Raw genomic sequence first — 14,951 nt, forward strand, 5'->3', positions numbered from 1 at the left:
AGCTCGTTGACCGGGTGCGTCATGAGCTCTGCCCTGCGACGGTTCGCCCGGCACGGGCGGGACGGCGGAGAGGTACGGGCAGGAGTGCACCGGCGGCAGCCCCCGGAAGCACCCCGGGGAAGACCGCGTTCAGGGATGGGACGGAGGGCATGAAGATCGTTCCGAGCGTGGCCAGGATGTGCGGCGGGTGCCACGTCCAGCGGACGAACTTCTCCGGCTCCCCCAACGCGAGCTCGCCGTCCCATTCGGTGACGCGGACGACCGGGGAGATGCGGCGCATGCCCGGCCGGTCATCGTGCAGCACGGTGATGTCATGGGCCTCCTCCACACGCGCAGCCAGCCCGTCCGGCCGGCTGGCGATCTGGATGCCGGGGTCGGACAGGCCTTGACCTTGACGCTGGGTCAACCCTCCATCCTTCCGGGAGGAGCTTCCGCGCAGTCGCCTGGAACAGCTCCGCGAAGGAGGCGGATGACCATGACAGCACAATCGATCGACGGTCCGGCGATTCGCGTGCAAGGTCTCAGGAAATCGTACGGACAGCTCGAAGTGCTGCGCGGTGTGGACTTCGACGTGGCGTCGGGCAGCATCTTCGCCCTGCTCGGTTCCAACGGAGCGGGCAAGACCACGACCGTGAGGATCCTCGCCACGCTCCTGAGAGCCGACGCGGGGGCGGTGAACGTCAATGGCTTCGACGTCGCCACGCAGGCGGCGGACGTGCGGGAGTCCATCAGTCTCACCGGACAGTTCGCGGCCGTCGACGAGATCCTCAGCGGTCGGGAGAACCTCGCTCTGGTCGCCAGGCTGCGCCACATCAAGGACCCCGGCGCGACCGCGGATGACCTGCTGAGGCGATTCTCGCTGAGCGAGGCGGGCGCGCGGCGAGTGTCCACGTATTCGGGTGGGATGCGCCGCCGACTGGACATCGCGATGAGCCTCATCGGGAATTCTCCGGTGATCTTCCTGGACGAACCGACGGCCGGTCTTGACCCCGAGGCGCGCATCGAGGTGTGGGAGGCGGTCAAGGAACTCGCCGGCCACGGAACGACGGTGCTGCTCACCACGCAGTATCTGGAGGAGGCCGAGCAGCTGGCCAACCGGATCGCGATCCTCCACCAGGGTCGGATCATCGTCAACGGCACCCTCACCGAGCTCAGGCAGCTCTTCCCACCCGCCAAGGTCGAGTACGTCGAGAAGCAGCCGACCCTTGAGGACATCTTTCTCGCAGTCATCGGGGGCAACGACAAGAGCGATGTCACTGGCACAACAACTGGGGGACGAGGATGACCGCGTACTTCTTCAACGACACTGCCGCGCTCACGGGGCGGACCCTGCGCCACGTCACACGCAGCATGGACACCATCATCACGACTGCCATCACGCCGGTCGCCATGATGTTGATGTTCGTCTACGTGTTCGGCGGCGCCATCGACACCGGATCGGTTCCGTACGTGAACTACATGCTGCCCGGCATCCTGCTCATGACCATCGCATCGGGCATCTCATACACCGCGTACCGGCTGTTCACCGATGTGAAAAGCGGGATCTTCGAACGATTCCAGTCCATGCCGATCGCGCGGTCGGGTGTGCTGTGGGCCCACGTCGTCACCTCTCTGGTCGCCAATCTGATCGCGCTCGTGCTCGTCGTGGGCGTCGCTGTGCTCATGGGCTTCCGCTCAGGGGCAGGAGTGCCGGCATGGCTCGCGGTCACCGGCATTCTGCTCCTGTTCACCCTGGCGCTTACCTGGCTCGCCGTGATCCCCGGGCTTTCCGCGTCGTCGGTCGAGGGCGCCGGCGCCTTCGCCTACCCCCTCATCTTCCTGCCGTTCGTCAGTTCGGCGTTCGTTCCCACCAGGACGATGCCCGGCCCCGTGCGCTGGTTCGCCGAACATCAGCCGGTGACGTCGATCGTCAACACGATCCGCGACCTGTTCGCCCAGCAGCCGGTCGGTGACAGCATCTGGACCGCCCTCGCGTGGTGCGTCGGCATTCTCGTGGTGGCGTACATCTTCGCGATGGCCGCCTACCGCCGGAAGATCGCCTGAGGCAGGCTGAGACCCATGCTCACCATCAGCCAGCTCGCGGCGTACGCCGGGGTGACGGTGCGGGCGGTACGTCACTACCACCGGATTGGGTTGCTGCCCGAGCCCGAGCGCGACCGGTCCGGATACCGGATCTACGACGCTGACGCGGTCGTGCGACTCATCCGGATCCGCACCCTCGCAGACGCCGGTGTGCCGCTGGCCCGGGTACAGGAACTCCTCGCCGCCGGCCCGGAGGAATTCGCCGACGGCGTCCAGCAGATCGACAAGGCCCTGCGTGCCGAGATCCGGCGGCTGCAGGACACTCGCAGCCGACTCGCCCGGCTTGCCGGCGGAGCGCATCTTGCGCTTCCGCAGAGCGTTGTGGACTACCTCGACCGGCTGCGCGGTCTCGGCGTTGAGGAGCGGTACATCGGGATGGAGCGGGATGCCTGGATCATGATCGCCGCCCAGGTGCCGCATTCGATCGACTCCGTGATCGCCAAGAAGCACGAGGAGCTGGACGATCCCTACATGGTGAGGCTCTACAGCCTTCTCAGCGGGGCACTCGACTGGCCGGCCGACGACCCGCGGATCGTCGAGGTCGCCGACATCATGGAGCGCTTGATGGTTCGCGCTGTGGAGGCCGGGGAGGTGGGTGCCGATGACGGCATGGACGATCAGTTCGTCGATCTGCTGGACGCGACCATGGTCGAGTTCTCACCGCACGCCGCGCGGCTGTTGGCGATCCTGGAGGAGCGGGGCTGGAGGGGCTGGACCCGCATCCAGCGAGTGCCTGCCGAGAGCCCCAGCACTGAGCTGCCGCCATCGTGAAGCTATTTGGGGGTGCACGTGCTTCTTGGGGACAGCCGTCTGCCTCAGTGCGGAACAGGGCCGACGCGGGCATCTTCACGCAACCGCGCCCCGAGAGCACGCAGCACGGACGACCGGTTCCGGAAGAAGGCGAGGCTCAGCCGGAGGGTGACCAGGTCGTGTCCACCCCTCCCATCCCCTTCGGCCGGACCGGGCAGTCCAGACAGACAGACAGACAGACAGACAGACAGACAGACGGACAGACAGACGGACAGACAGGCCGGGCAGGCCGCGGCGTTCCGGGGCCAGGTGCTCCTGCCAGGCTTCCTTCCGGACCTGCCTCGACGTGTCGCTCCCCTCACCGTTGTACGGTTCCTGACGTCTGATCACTGGGTGCGGGCGGGTCCAAGGCCATCGGCCTCCCGCAGGTCGCCCGACAGCACGAAGGTCAGCTGCCCCAGCCCCAGGAGTCGAAGTACGCGGTTGTGCCGGTCAGCCGGGCCGTCATCACGGCGTCCAGGCGGGCGAAGTCCTGCGGGGGCATGAGCGGTTCCCACTCCTTCACCGTGAGGACACGTACCGCGTCATGCTCGTCCGGGTCCAGGACGATGGACCGGATCTGTGCGTCGGAGAGCCGGCCACCGTCGAAGACGCAACCCGTGGTGGAGTACGGCCAGTCGCCCCCGGGCGGTCCGAAGACCGAGGCGAGCAGTCGGGGCGGCCCCGCCACGTCGAGCCCGGTCTCCTCACGGCATTCGCGCTGCGCCGTCTGCCAGGGCCGCTCGCCGTGGTCCATCGTGCCGCCCGGGAACTGCCAGGGATGCGCCTCGGAGTAGGTTGCCCGCAACTGCACCGGACGGTTGTCCTGGTCGGTGAAGAAGATGAAGGCCGATCCGGTCGACTTGGGCACGGAAGAGGCGTACTCCTCCGGTGGGAGCAGCACACGGCCGGCGGGGGACTCGACGCGGGCGGCCGCCCCCTCAAGCCGCGTCATCCGCATCAACGCGGGATCGGCCGCGAACCCCAGGTCCCGGTACAGCGGTGCGGCCTCCTCGCCGGCGTGCAGTTCGAAGAGCGTGACCCCGTCCGCCTGGAGGCGGTCGAGCAGGGCGGGCAACATCTCCCTGGCGAGGCCGAGGCGGCGGAACTCAGGCCGTGTGGCCACCGCGTGCACCCGCGCGGCCAGGCCCTTGGGGTAGGCGGGCGCAGGGAGGACCGGATGGATCAGGCCGAGGGCGCAGGAGACGATCGACCCGTCCGGTGCCAGTGCGACTTGGGCGCGGGCGTCTCCTCCCGGGGACAGGCGGCGGGCGAGCTGGGTGGCGCACCGCGCGGTCCACTGCGGGTCGAGGGGCTCGGAGAGGATGAATTCCGACCGCAGAGCGATGATGCCCTCGGCGTCGGCGGGACCGGCCGCGCGGGTGACCGGGCGCTCGGTCCCGGCCTGCGGCCCCACCGTGGCGGCGGGGGCGAGGTCGCGCTTCATGGAACAGCTCCTGTCGTCGAGTTGGATGGGCGGCGCTCGGCGCGCGGCCGGGGCGTACCCCGCCGGCCTTTCGTGGGCGTCCGTCGGGACGATGCGGTCATGCGGCGCAGGGACTCCCACCACGGCACGTACGCAGCCCTGCGCGCTGACCGCCTCTGTTCCGCACTGGGGGAGCCCTCACGCGCGGGTCGCCCCGCTCGTGTCGTCGTTCGCCTCGGAGGTGACCTGGTAGGACAGCAACTGCTTGAACAGGCCGTCTTGTTCGGCAAGAGCCTTGTACGTGCCCTCCTGCACGACCCTGCCCCCGTCGAGGACCACGATCCGGTCGGCGACGGCCACGTTCGTGATGCGGTGGGTCACCAGCAGTACGACCCGGTCCCGGGCCAGGTCCCGCAGTCGCTGGAAGATCCGGTATTCCGCGCGAGGGTCGAGATTGGCGGTCGGCTCGTCGAGGACCAGGAGTCCGGCCTCACGGAAGAACGCCCGCGCGAGGGCGATGCGCTGCCACTGTCCGCCGCTCAGTTCCTCGCCGTTCAGCCACTCGCGGGCCAGGAGGGTGTCCAGGCCGGCGCCCAGCTTGTCGATGACCTCGTCGGCGTCGGCGGCGTCGCACGCTTCGCGGACCGCGGCGTCGCCCCGGGCCGTGGGCTGCCCCTGGGTCACGTTCTCCCGCACGGTCAGCGGCCAGTGCGCGTAGTCCTGCGGCACCAGGGCCACCTGCTGCCAGAGCGCCTGCGGATCGGCGTCGCCGGTGGGGACGCCGTCCCACAGCACCTGCCCGCCCGTGGGCAGGTAGAGACCGCTGACCAGCTTCGACAGGGTCGACTTCCCGGAGCCGTTGAAGCCGACCAGTGCGGTGACCTCGCCGCGGCGCAGGGTGAGCGAGACGTCGGACAGCGCGTCCTGGTCCTTTCCGGCGTAGCGGTGTGAGACGGACCTGATCTCGATCTCGTCCGGCGGCTCCGGCCGGTGCTCGCCGCGGCGCATGGCGTACCCGCCGGCGAGGTCGAGGAATCGTGACCAGTCGTCCATGTACAGGCCCGTGCGCACGGCCCTGGCTCCGACGGCGACGAGCCCGCGCACCGACTGGCCCACCGTCTGCAGCGCGAAGACGGCCGTCCCGGCGTGCCCGACGCTGATGCGGCCGGTGGCCAGCAACCACACCACCGCCGCCCACACGACGGCGGAGCCGAGGCCGCCGCAGAGCGCGCCGAGCAGCGACATGCGGGCGCCCTTGTCGGCCGCGGTGCGGTCCTCGCGGTTGATCCGGGCGACTGTCTGCCGGTACCGGCCGGAAAGGAAGGCGGCCATCGTGCCGGCCCGGATCTGGTCGGCGGCCTCCCGGGTGAAGATGTGCCAGCGCAGGACCGACAGCATGCGGTTGTCGCCGTTGCTGCGGAGGTTCGCCAGGTAGCGGACGCGGGCGGCGCTGACCTGCGCGAGGGCCTGCGGCAGGCTGGCCGCGACCAGGAGGGGGAGGAGCGTCCAGTTCACCCCGGCGAGCACGGCGGCACCGGCGAGGAAGGACGCGGTCGAGGCGATCAGGTCCTGACCCTCGTTGATCAGGTCGCCGGTGACCTGCGCTCCGCGGTCGGCCGCCTCCCGGTCGCGGTTGAAGTCGGGGTCGTCGTAGGCGGAGAGCTCCACCGTGGCGCAGCCGTTGAGCAGCATCTGCTCGGCTTCGCGTGACATGAGGGGGCTCAGCCGGGAGGAGAGCCAGCTGACGGTGATCCCCAGCAGGGCCCGTACTCCGGACGCGGTGGCCAGCAGGGCCACGGACGGCCACGCCTGCAGGAGCCGGTGGTAGACGTCTCCGCTGGTCAGCAGCGCGGTGAGGGTGCCGCTGATCGCGATCAGGCCCAGTGCCTGCATCACGCCGGCCGCCGTCTGGCACAGCAGAAGACCGATGGTGGCCCGTCGGTCGACGCGGTGGGCGAGAGCGAGGGACCGCCGGACCAGCTGGGGGAGGCGGCGGGCCATGTCGCGCATCCGGATCGACCGTCCGGCCGCTTCCCGGCTGCCCGTCAGGTCCACGTACCGCATCTCCGGGACGGCGGAGGCCTGCTCCGGCCCGGTGGCCGTCATGTGTTCCGCTGACGGGTCCTGCGGGGTGGGGCGCGGCCCCGGGACGCTGCCGGTCGATTCATCCGTCGACTCACTCATGCCTCCCACCCCGTGTCCGGACAGGCTGAGCAGCGGGTGCGGTCGGTGCGGCCCCTCGTCGCGGCGGCAGGGCGCCGTTCGATTCCAGAGGGCTGATGTACGCGAGTGGGGGCGGGATGCATGGCGTTGCTCCATCCGGGCGGCGAAGTGGCACTGGTGCTCTAATAACGCCTCGGTTCGGGCTCCGTCACGGCTCATTTTGTGAACACACGTTCTGATTGGGCGGATTGGGCGGGCAGGGTGCGGCGCTGGGCGTTGAAATCAGTTCGACGCGGCCGGTCACTCTTCCGGGGGATTGCCATGCAGGCCGCGGCGCCGGTGTGGCGGCATGACTGACCGGGGCGCGGCGAGGACGAGGCACGACCCCGGAGTGATCTTCGTGGTGGCGGTCGGGCGCACCGTGTCCGGCTCGACCGGAGGCGAGCGGCGGAGGCGGCCGGGGAGGGCGGGCCGCGCTCGGCGGACGCCCCGGAGCGCTCCGGGGCGAGACGTGTCAGCTCGCCCCGTGCGTCATGCGGGCAGCCGTGAAACGCGCGGCCCGGGACCGGCCCGGCGCCGGGCACCCCGATGGTGTCGCGGCCCGGCGTCGTACGGCGACGGCCTGCCGACGGTCCGTACCCCGGATCCGTACTGCGGAGAGCAGCTAACGGAGAGCAGCTAACGGAGAACAGCTCACGGAGGACGGCTAACGGAGGGAAGTGGCGGTGGACCGCTATTCGCCCGCGTCCACGCGGCGCCACGTGGCAACCGGACCCGGGGTGGCGGCGTCGTCAGGGGTCACCCAGAAGGCCAGCCCCTGCTCGGCGCTGAACTGTGCCCCCGAACGTCCGTCCCCCGAGGAGCGGCCGGTCAGCCGCCGCCCTATCCAGGGGAACAGGTGCTCACGCGCGAAGCGCACATCATCGACGCGCCGCGTGGCCCAGCGCGGCGGGACGGCGGCGGCCAGCGGCGTCCGCCAGTCGTTCTCCGCGGGCAGGCCGAGGGTCTGCCACACCGCCTCGGCCACCCTGTGGTGACCCTCGGCGGTCAGGTGCAGCCGGTCGACGTCCCACATCCTGGGGTCGCCCAGCACCGGTGCCCCGTACAGATCCACGACCTCCGCGCCATGCCGGGCAGCCAGCTCGTCGACCAGGGAGAACAGCTCCTCCATCCGGGGCCGGAACCGTTCCATCACCGGCCCGTTGCGCCCCGGGCTGCGCATCAGCACCAGCTTCTTGCACGATGGCGCGAGGCGTTCCACGGCCTCCTCCAGCCGCCCCCGGACCATGCCCATGTCGCACTTGGGGCGCAGGGTGTCATTGAGCCCGCCGACCAGCGTCACGACGTCCGGCCGCAGGGCCGCGGCGACGTCCACCTGCTCGTCGACGATCTGGCCGATGAGCTTCCCGCGGACGGCCAGGTTGGCGTACCGGAATCCGGGCGTCCGGGCCGCGAGCCGGGCGGCGAGGACATCGGCCCAGCCCCGGTACGAACCGTCGGGGAGCCGGTCCGACATGCCCTCGGTGAACGAGTCGCCGATCGCGACGAGACTGGTGTAGGTGGCATTCATTTCCATGGCGATGCGATGATATCGCGGAGCCCCCCGGCCCTTCCCGAGCACGGAGCCCCCTGGCCCTTCCCGAGCACGGAGCCGCCCGGCCCCTCCTGGCCAAGCGGCCCGCCCGGCCCTTCCCGAGCGCGAGGCGGGGCAGCACGGCCCCCGGCCGCGGCCCCGGTCAAGGGGCAGCGGCCGGGGCCGGGGCGGATCACCGTGCCTGTGGCCGTCCCACCAGTTCCCGGAGTACGTCCTCCATCGTCACCATTCCGGCCAGCCGGTCGTCCTCGTCGACGACCGCCGCGAGGTGCGTACGGCTGCGCCGCAGCGCGGTCAGCACGTCGTCGAGGGGGGTGGACGCCCGGACCCGGGCGATCGGCCGCATCGCCGTCACCGGGAACGGCTCGTCGCGGGGCGTGACATCGAGGGCGTCCTTCACATGGAGGTAGCCCAGGATCCGCTGCTCGCCGTCCATGACCGGGAAACGGGAGAACCCGGTCTCCGACGAGAGCCGCTCCAGCTCCTCGGGGCTCGTACCGACCCTCGTGTACATCACCCGGTCCACCGGCAGCACCACATCGCGCACGGGCCGGCGGCCGAGTTCCAGCGCGTGGTGCAGCCGCTCCGCCGCCCGGTCGTCGACCAGGCCGGCATCCCCCGCGTCCTTCACCAGGCGGGCCAGCTCGTCGTCCGAGAAGGTGGCGGAGACCTCGTCCTTCGTCTCCACCCGCAGCAGCTTCAGCAGAGCGTTGGCGAAGGCGTTGATCGCGAAGATCACCGGACGCAGTGCCCGGGCCAGCGCCACCAGCGGCGGACCCAGCAGCAGCGCGGTCCGCACGGGCTCGGCGAGCGCGATGTTCTTCGGCACCATCTCGCCCAGCAGCATGTGCAGATACGTCGCCACGGACAGCGCGATCACGAACGAGAACGGATGGACCAGCCCGTGCGGCATACCCACGGCGTCGAAGACCGGCTCCAGCAGGTGCGCGATGGCCGGTTCCGCGACGATACCGAGGACCAGGGTGCAGAGCGTGATGCCCAGCTGCGCGGCGGCGAGCAGCGCGGAGACGTGTTCGAGTCCCCAGATGACACTGCGCGCGCGCCGGTTCCCGTCCTCCGCCTGCGGCTCGATCTGACTGCGCCGTACGGAGATGAGCGCGAACTCCGCGCCGACGAAGAAGGCGTTCACGACCAGGGTCAGCAGCCCGATGAAGAGCTGTACGGCGGTCATCGGCCGTCCTCCGGCGCCTCGTCGGTGCCGGGCAGCGGGGCGTGCAGCAGTGCCCGCGCGGCGCGGCGCCCGGAGGCGTCCACCACGTCGAGCCGCCAGCCGGCGAACTCGACCACGTCACCGGCGACGGGGATCCGGCCCACTTCAGAGGCGATCAGCCCGGCAAGCGTCTCGTACGGTCCGTCCGGCACGCGCAGTCCGATCCTCTCCAGCTGGTCGGTCCTGGCGGCGCCGTCCGCCGACCACAGGGTGCGTCCGTCCGCGTCCTCGCCGGCAGGCGCGAGATCCGGCGTCTCGTGCGGGTCGTGCTCGTCCCGCACCTCGCCGACGACCTCCTCGACGATGTCCTCCAGCGTCACCACGCCGGCCGTACCGCCGTACTCGTCGATGACGACCGCCATGGCGAGCTTGCCGGAGAGCCGGTCCAGCAACCGGTCCACGGTCAGTGTCTCCGGTACGAGCAGCGGCTCGCGCAGCATGTCACCGATCCGTTTACGGGGCCGCTCCTCGGCGGGGATCGCCAGCACGTCCTTGATGTGGGCGACGCCGACGACGGTGTCGAGGCTGCCCCGGTACACGGGGAACCTGGACAGGCCGGTCGCCCGGGTGGCGTTGGCGACGTCCTCGGCGGTGGCCAGCACCTCAAGCGCGGTGACCTGGACCCGCGGAGTCATCACGTTCTCCGCGGTCAGCTCCGCGAGGTTCAGGGTACGGACGAAGAGCTCTGCGGTGTCCGCCTCCAGGGCGCCGGCCTTGGCCGAGTGCCGGGCCAGGGCCACCAGCTCCTGAGGGCTGCGGGCCGTCGCCAGCTCCTCGGCGGGTTCGAGTCCGAAGCGGCGCACGATCCGGTTGGCCGTGTTGTTGAGGTGGCTGATGAAGGGACGGAACAGGGCGGTGAAGACCCGCTGCGGGGTGGCCACGGTCTTCGCGACCGCCAGCGGCGAGGAGATCGCCCAGTTCTTCGGGACGAGCTCGCCGACGACCATCAGGAACACGGTGGACAGGGCTGTACCGATCACGAGCGCCAAGGACGACGCCACGCCGGAGGACAGCCCGACGGCTTCGATCGGTCCCCGGATCAGTTTCGCGATCGAGGGTTCGGAGAGCATGCCGACCACCAGATTGGTGACGGTGATGCCCAGCTGGGCCCCGGAGAGCTGGAAGGTGAGGCTGCGCACCGCCTTCATGGCGCTCGAAGCGCCACGTTCACCCTGCTCGACAGCCCGTTCGAGCTGTCCCCGTTCGACGGTGGTCAGGGAGAACTCCGCCGCGACGAAGGCGCCGCAGGCAAGGGAGAGCAGTACCGCCACGAGCAGCAGAAGCACTTCGGTCATCGGTTCACCTCCGTCCCATGATCGGGCAGGGAGGGGAGGATCGCGCGGTATCGGCGATGTCGGCTACTGGGAGGCTCGCCCATGGATGGACGCTCACACCTTTCGTAAGGATCGGCAGGGGAACACCCATGGTAAAGGATCAGCAAAGTCGCCCTGTCCTGCGGCCTCTCACCCCGCCAGCGGCTTCACCCAGCGCCGCCATTGGTCCTCGCGCCGGTAGCCGGCCGCGTCCCAGGTGTGGTGCGCTCGCTCGTTGGCCTCCAGGACCATGGCGTCGGCGCGGCGACCGCCGAGCGCGGCGAACCGCTGCTCCGCCGCGTCTATCAGCGCGGTGGCGATGCCCTGCCGGCGGCGGTCCGGAGCGACGGCCAGCCGGTAGGCGGAACACCGCCACCCGTCGAAACCGGCGATGACGGTGCCGACCAGGACCCCGTCACGCTCCGCGAGGAGCAGGGCCTCGGGGTCGCGGGCGACGAGCCGCCCCACTCCGGCGCGGTCGTCGGTGATGCTCGTGCCTTCTGCCGCCGTACGCCAAAACCGCAGTACGGAGTCGATGTCGGCTGCCGCGGCGCACCTGATGTGGAGATCACTCATCCGGTGAGCCAAGCAGAGTGCCGCCCCGCGCCGCCAGCCAATACCTGCCCGGCCGCACGCCACGGGCGGGGACCGCGCCGGCCTCAGCGCAGGTGCACCGGCAGTGACTCGATGCCGTAGACGATCGACAGCTTGCGGAAGGCGAGATCCTGCGGCGGCACGGCGAGGCGCATACCGGGAAACCGCCGGGCCAGCGCCGGGTAGGCCGACCGCAGCTCCATCCGGGCCAGTTCGGCGCCGATGCAGCGGTGGATGCCGTGGCCGAAGGCGAGATGCGACGCGGTGGCGCGGTCCGGGTCGAAGCGGCCGTCGTCCATGACGTAGGACTCGTCCCGGTTGGCGCCGCTCAGGGAGCAGAGGACCATGTCCCCGCGCGGAATGACGACCCCGGCTATCTCGATGTCCCGGCGGGCGAACCGGGGGAAGGCCATCTGTACGGCGGAGAGGTAGCGCAGCACCTCCTCGACGAACGGCACGGTGCTGGTGTCGTCCGTACGCAGCCGGTTGAGCACGTCCTCGTTCCGCAGCAGGACGAGCGAGCCGAGCGCGATCGTGCTGGCCGTGGTCTCGAACCCGCCGGTGAGTACGCCGTCGGCGAGACCCGCGAGTTCCTCGTCGTCGACGCTGTCGCCGTGCTCCCGCACGATCATGCCGAGCAGGCCGTCGCCCGGCTTCACGCGCTGCGCCCTGACGACCCCCCTGAAGTAGTCCAGTGATGCGGACATGGCACCGAAGGGTGCGGTCGTTCCGCCGAAGAGGTCGAAACGGTCCATGGCCAGCTGCTGGAAGTCGTTGCGGTCCTCGTACGGCACGCCGAGCAGTTCGCAGATCGTGAGTGAGGGGATGGGCAGCGCGAACTCGTGCACCAGGTCCACCGGGCCCCGCACGGCCTCCATCGCGGCCAGTCGCTCCTCGACGATGGCATCGATCCTCGGACCCAGCCGGCGGAGCCGGCGCATGGTGAACTCCGGGGTCAGGATGCGGCGCAGCCGGGTGTGCACGGGCGGATCGCTGAACCCCAGTCCGCCGGGGCTCTGTTCGGCGGCTATCCCGGCGTTCGTGGCGAGGTGGGCGAAGTCCGTGCTGAATCCGTCGGCGGAGCCGAGCACGGCCTTCGACTCCTCGTATCCGGTGACCACCCAGGCGTCCATGCCGAACGGCAGCGACACCCTGAACACCGGTGCGGCGGACCGCGCCGTGGCCAGTTGCCGGACCGGGTCCAGACCGTCCCTGCGCAGCAGCATCAGGAGATCCTCGGGCAGCAGCCTGATCGTGGAGGATCCGATTCCGTGCTTCTGAATCCTGGCCAGGTAGCTGCGGCCGAACCTGGCGGTGATACGAGAACGGAACGTCGTACTCAATGTGGACTCCATGAGTAGTCGCGGGGATGCTGGACGGCCGGCACGCGAGTCGACGCCTGGACGGTGCCGACCGCACCGGCGTCGCCTGCCTGACCTGGAATTATGACTACTTGTTCGGGCGGGGGAGCGGTTGGGTGGGGTATCCGTCGGTTATCTTCCGGCCATAGGCGCGCCGGGGTGCCCACGGCTGTGCCGGGACGGGCCCGGCGGCCTGCGCGGATGCACCCCGCACACCGGTTCCCCTTGCCGGTGCTAGTGATCCCGCGCTAGCGTGATGGGGTGCCCAAGACTCAGCTGAACGTACGAGTGGACGAGGCCACCGCCGAGGCCGCGCGGCAGCGCGCGCTCCAGAGGGGGATGAGTGTGAACCGCTATATAGAGGAGCTCGTCAAACAGGATGCGGGCGAGGTCGGACACACCTTCGTCGAAGCAGCCGCCGACTTCATGAAGCAGTACGAATCGGTGTTCGCCGAGGAGTTCGGCCCGGAGCGCAAAGGCACCCGTTGAATCTCCGGATCCATCTCTCCTGGCTGCTCATGGTCGCGGAGCACAAGACGCCCGGCGACCCGCAGGTCACCGACTGGGGTGCGCTCGTCGCCGCCGTCGCCCGCCACGAGGCGGAGATCTTCGGCAGCCCCGTCTACAGCGACCCGCACTCCAGAGCCGCGTCACTGCTGCAGTTGCTGCTGCACGTTCCCGCGCTGGAACGGTCCAACGCGATGTTCGCCTCCGCCGTTGCCTACGCCTATCTCGTCGCGTCGGGCCTGAAGGTCATCACCTCGCCCGAGCAGGTCCGCGATCTGGCGCTGCTGGTCAAGGAGGGCAAGGCGGACGTCCGCGCGATCGCCGACGAACTGCGCCAGTGGAGCCTGTGAGCGGTCGGCCGTTCCCGGAGCTGTGCGTACCGGCCCGGTACGTGTGCCGAGCGGTCAGCCGTCCGCGGACCGCGCCGGCTCGGCTGCCCGGGCCCGTCGCGCGACCCCGACCACGCAGGCCGAGGTGGGGAGCCGGACACCGCGCTCGGGGATCCGGATGCCCCGGTGCGCCTCCACCACGAATCCGGCCGCCTCGATCGCGGCCAGCGCGTCACGCGAGGTGTGGCAGCCTCCGGTGAGCCGCGGCCACACGGTCCGGTCCAGGAGCCGCTGGGCGGCGGCCATGCCCCTGCTGTCGGCCCGCACGTGTTCGAAGAAGCGCAGCTCGCCGCCAGGGCGCAGGACCCGCCTGACCTCCGCGAGCGACCGTCGCACATCCCGCACGGTGCACAGCACCAGCGAGACGACGGCGGCGTCGAACACCCCGTCCCGCACCGGCAGCGCCTCCGCCGTACCCGGCATGACATCCACCGGAACTCCGGCCCCGAGTGCGGACCGTACGGCCAGCCGCCGCAGGGTGGCTTCCGGTTCGATCGCCACCACCTCGCGGACCGCGGGCGGGTAGTGGGCGAAGTTGAGACCGTTGCCCGCCCCGATCTCGATGACCTGCCCGGAGAGACCGGACAGCAGCTCCGCTCGCACCGGGGCGATGCCCGCGGTGGTCTCCGCGGCCACGCTCACCCGGGCGTAGTAGCGGGCGAAGACGGGGTGGTGCACCGCGTCCCGGTGCGTCTTCGCACTCCGCAACCGCATGACGGGCCTCCTCCGCGTTGTCCCCCGCTACCCCGATTCTGCACCGGACCACCCGGGTCCGCCGGGCTGACGGCAGCGTCCCGCGCCGGCTGCGGCCGTCAGTCCGGCGGACGGATCCCGCCCAGCCCGGCGGCCAGCCAGCCGCCGGCCCGCGCACGGAACTCCGCGGGCGGCAGCGCCCCCGCACCCGCCGGGATCACACCGAGCAGCGGGGCCCCCGCGGCCACCGGGAGATCCGTGAGATTGCAGCGCTCCGCCAGATCCGGCTCCTCGGGCATGCTGCCGACCACCACCCCGAGGCAGTCGAGCCCACGGGCGCGCAGGGCCTCCGAGGTCAGTGCCGTGGAGTTGAGCGTGCCGAGTCCGGCCGGCGCCACCACCAGGACCGGCGCCGAGAGCAGCCGTGCCGCGTCCGCCAGGGTGGCCCCTTCGTCGTCGAACCGTACGAGCAGTCCGCCCGCGCCCTCGACCAGGACGAGATCGTGCTCGGCCGCCAGCTTCTCGGCCGCCTCCGCCACCTGGTACGGGCGCACCGGCGGGAGGCCGGCCCGCCTGGCGGCGGTGGCGGGCGCCAACGGTTCGGGGAAACGGGCCAGTTCGAGGCCCGTCACATGGCTGCCCGCCAGTCGTACGACCTCGGCGACGTCACCCGGCTCACCGGGTTCCAGCCCCGTCTGGGCCGGTTTGAGCACGGCCACCCGGCGCCCTGCGGAGGCCGCCGCCACGGCAGCGGTCACGATCGTCTTGCCGATCTCCGTGCCCGTGCCGGTCACCACCAGAACGCTCAT

The 14,951-nt window shown here is 70.6% G+C and carries 15 protein-coding genes; 5 read left to right on the top strand and 10 right to left on the bottom strand.

Features of this window, described 5'->3' with window-relative positions:
* Window positions 1–19: 19 nt before the first annotated feature.
* A complete protein-coding gene (locus tag ACIP89_RS25435; protein ID WP_402116900.1) occupies window positions 20–406 on the bottom strand; it encodes a hypothetical protein in 387 nt (128 codons plus the stop codon).
* Between the two features lie 69 nt (window positions 407–475).
* Here ACIP89_RS25435 and ACIP89_RS25440 point away from each other — a divergent pair, with 69 nt between their 5' ends.
* The 3 genes from ACIP89_RS25440 to ACIP89_RS25450 are packed head-to-tail and all read left to right on the top strand — an operon-like array spanning window position 476 to window position 2,853.
* Window positions 476–1,285, top strand: a complete 810-nt coding sequence (locus ACIP89_RS25440) for an ABC transporter ATP-binding protein (RefSeq protein WP_402116902.1) — start codon at window positions 476–478, stop codon at window positions 1,283–1,285.
* The gene (locus ACIP89_RS25445) at window positions 1,282–2,043 is read left to right on the top strand and encodes an ABC transporter permease (protein ID WP_401928672.1); all 762 of its coding nucleotides are present in this window, start codon (window positions 1,282–1,284) and stop codon (window positions 2,041–2,043) included. Before ACIP89_RS25440 ends, ACIP89_RS25445 begins: the two co-directional genes overlap by 4 nt.
* A gap of 15 nt (window positions 2,044–2,058) precedes the next feature.
* A complete protein-coding gene (locus ACIP89_RS25450) occupies window positions 2,059–2,853 on the top strand; it encodes a MerR family transcriptional regulator (protein ID WP_402116903.1) in 795 nt (264 codons plus the stop codon).
* A 427-nt stretch (window positions 2,854–3,280) separates the two neighbouring features.
* Here the strand turns inward: ACIP89_RS25450 and ACIP89_RS25455 are convergent, their stop codons facing one another.
* From ACIP89_RS25455 to ACIP89_RS25485, 7 genes are all read right to left on the bottom strand, one after another.
* Entirely contained in the window at window positions 3,281–4,318 is a 1,038-nt protein-coding gene (locus ACIP89_RS25455; RefSeq protein WP_402116905.1) for a GNAT family N-acetyltransferase, read from the bottom strand.
* A gap of 177 nt (window positions 4,319–4,495) precedes the next feature.
* Complete coding sequence (locus ACIP89_RS25460) at window positions 4,496–6,361, bottom strand: ABC transporter ATP-binding protein (RefSeq protein WP_402117070.1); 1,866 nt, start codon at window positions 6,359–6,361, stop codon at window positions 4,496–4,498.
* An 832-nt stretch (window positions 6,362–7,193) separates the two neighbouring features.
* Entirely contained in the window at window positions 7,194–8,036 is an 843-nt protein-coding gene (locus tag ACIP89_RS25465) for an SGNH/GDSL hydrolase family protein (RefSeq protein WP_401930521.1), read from the bottom strand.
* 190 nt (window positions 8,037–8,226) lie between these two features.
* Entirely contained in the window at window positions 8,227–9,246 is a 1,020-nt protein-coding gene (locus ACIP89_RS25470) for a hemolysin family protein (protein WP_402116906.1), read from the bottom strand.
* The gene (locus ACIP89_RS25475) at window positions 9,243–10,580 is read right to left on the bottom strand and encodes a hemolysin family protein (RefSeq protein ID WP_402116907.1); all 1,338 of its coding nucleotides are present in this window, start codon (window positions 10,578–10,580) and stop codon (window positions 9,243–9,245) included. The genes ACIP89_RS25470 and ACIP89_RS25475 overlap by 4 nt, the downstream gene beginning before the upstream one ends.
* A gap of 168 nt (window positions 10,581–10,748) precedes the next feature.
* Window positions 10,749–11,174: a GNAT family N-acetyltransferase gene (locus ACIP89_RS25480; RefSeq protein ID WP_402116909.1), complete on the bottom strand. Its 426-nt coding sequence runs from the start codon at window positions 11,172–11,174 to the stop codon at window positions 10,749–10,751.
* An 83-nt stretch (window positions 11,175–11,257) separates the two neighbouring features.
* A complete protein-coding gene (locus ACIP89_RS25485; protein WP_402116911.1) occupies window positions 11,258–12,535 on the bottom strand; it encodes a cytochrome P450 in 1,278 nt (425 codons plus the stop codon).
* A gap of 279 nt (window positions 12,536–12,814) precedes the next feature.
* On the opposite strand from ACIP89_RS25485, the gene ACIP89_RS25490 reads away from it, so the two are divergent.
* Both ACIP89_RS25490 and ACIP89_RS25495 read left to right on the top strand, forming a co-directional pair.
* Complete coding sequence (locus tag ACIP89_RS25490; protein WP_030921856.1) at window positions 12,815–13,042, top strand: hypothetical protein; 228 nt, start codon at window positions 12,815–12,817, stop codon at window positions 13,040–13,042.
* Window positions 13,039–13,410, top strand: a complete 372-nt coding sequence (locus ACIP89_RS25495; protein WP_024493430.1) for a hypothetical protein — start codon at window positions 13,039–13,041, stop codon at window positions 13,408–13,410. The genes ACIP89_RS25490 and ACIP89_RS25495 overlap by 4 nt, the downstream gene beginning before the upstream one ends.
* A 54-nt stretch (window positions 13,411–13,464) precedes the next feature.
* Here ACIP89_RS25495 and ACIP89_RS25500 read toward each other — a convergent pair whose 3' ends face one another.
* A complete protein-coding gene (locus ACIP89_RS25500) occupies window positions 13,465–14,163 on the bottom strand; it encodes a class I SAM-dependent methyltransferase (protein ID WP_402116913.1) in 699 nt (232 codons plus the stop codon).
* A gap of 98 nt (window positions 14,164–14,261) precedes the next feature.
* The gene (gene bioD / locus ACIP89_RS25505) at window positions 14,262–14,951 is read right to left on the bottom strand and encodes a dethiobiotin synthase (protein WP_402116915.1); all 690 of its coding nucleotides are present in this window, start codon (window positions 14,949–14,951) and stop codon (window positions 14,262–14,264) included.

The organism is Streptomyces sp. NPDC088730 (assembly GCF_044751215.1).
In the GTDB taxonomy this organism is placed as follows: Bacteria; Actinomycetota; Actinomycetes; order Streptomycetales; family Streptomycetaceae; genus Streptomyces.

Bases quoted from the DNA above. Each gene is read 5' to 3' on its own strand.
- ACIP89_RS25440 (WP_402116902.1), top strand. From the start codon at position 476: ATGACAGCACAATCGATCGACGGTCCGGCGATTCGCGTGCAAGGTCTC.
- ACIP89_RS25445 (WP_401928672.1), top strand. From the start codon at position 1,282: ATGACCGCGTACTTCTTCAACGACACTGCCGCGCTCACGGGGCGGACC.
- ACIP89_RS25450 (WP_402116903.1), top strand. From the start codon at position 2,059: ATGCTCACCATCAGCCAGCTCGCGGCGTACGCCGGGGTGACGGTGCGG.
- ACIP89_RS25455 (WP_402116905.1), bottom strand. From the start codon at position 4,318: ATGAAGCGCGACCTCGCCCCCGCCGCCACGGTGGGGCCGCAGGCCGGG.
- ACIP89_RS25460 (WP_402117070.1), bottom strand. From the start codon at position 6,361: ATGCGGTACGTGGACCTGACGGGCAGCCGGGAAGCGGCCGGACGGTCG.
- ACIP89_RS25465 (WP_401930521.1), bottom strand. From the start codon at position 8,036: ATGGAAATGAATGCCACCTACACCAGTCTCGTCGCGATCGGCGACTCG.
- ACIP89_RS25470 (WP_402116906.1), bottom strand. From the start codon at position 9,246: ATGACCGCCGTACAGCTCTTCATCGGGCTGCTGACCCTGGTCGTGAAC.
- ACIP89_RS25475 (WP_402116907.1), bottom strand. From the start codon at position 10,580: ATGACCGAAGTGCTTCTGCTGCTCGTGGCGGTACTGCTCTCCCTTGCC.
- ACIP89_RS25480 (WP_402116909.1), bottom strand. From the start codon at position 11,174: ATGAGTGATCTCCACATCAGGTGCGCCGCGGCAGCCGACATCGACTCC.
- ACIP89_RS25500 (WP_402116913.1), bottom strand. From the start codon at position 14,163: ATGCGGTTGCGGAGTGCGAAGACGCACCGGGACGCGGTGCACCACCCC.
- bioD (WP_402116915.1), bottom strand. From the start codon at position 14,951: ATGAGCGTTCTGGTGGTGACCGGCACGGGCACGGAGATCGGCAAGACG.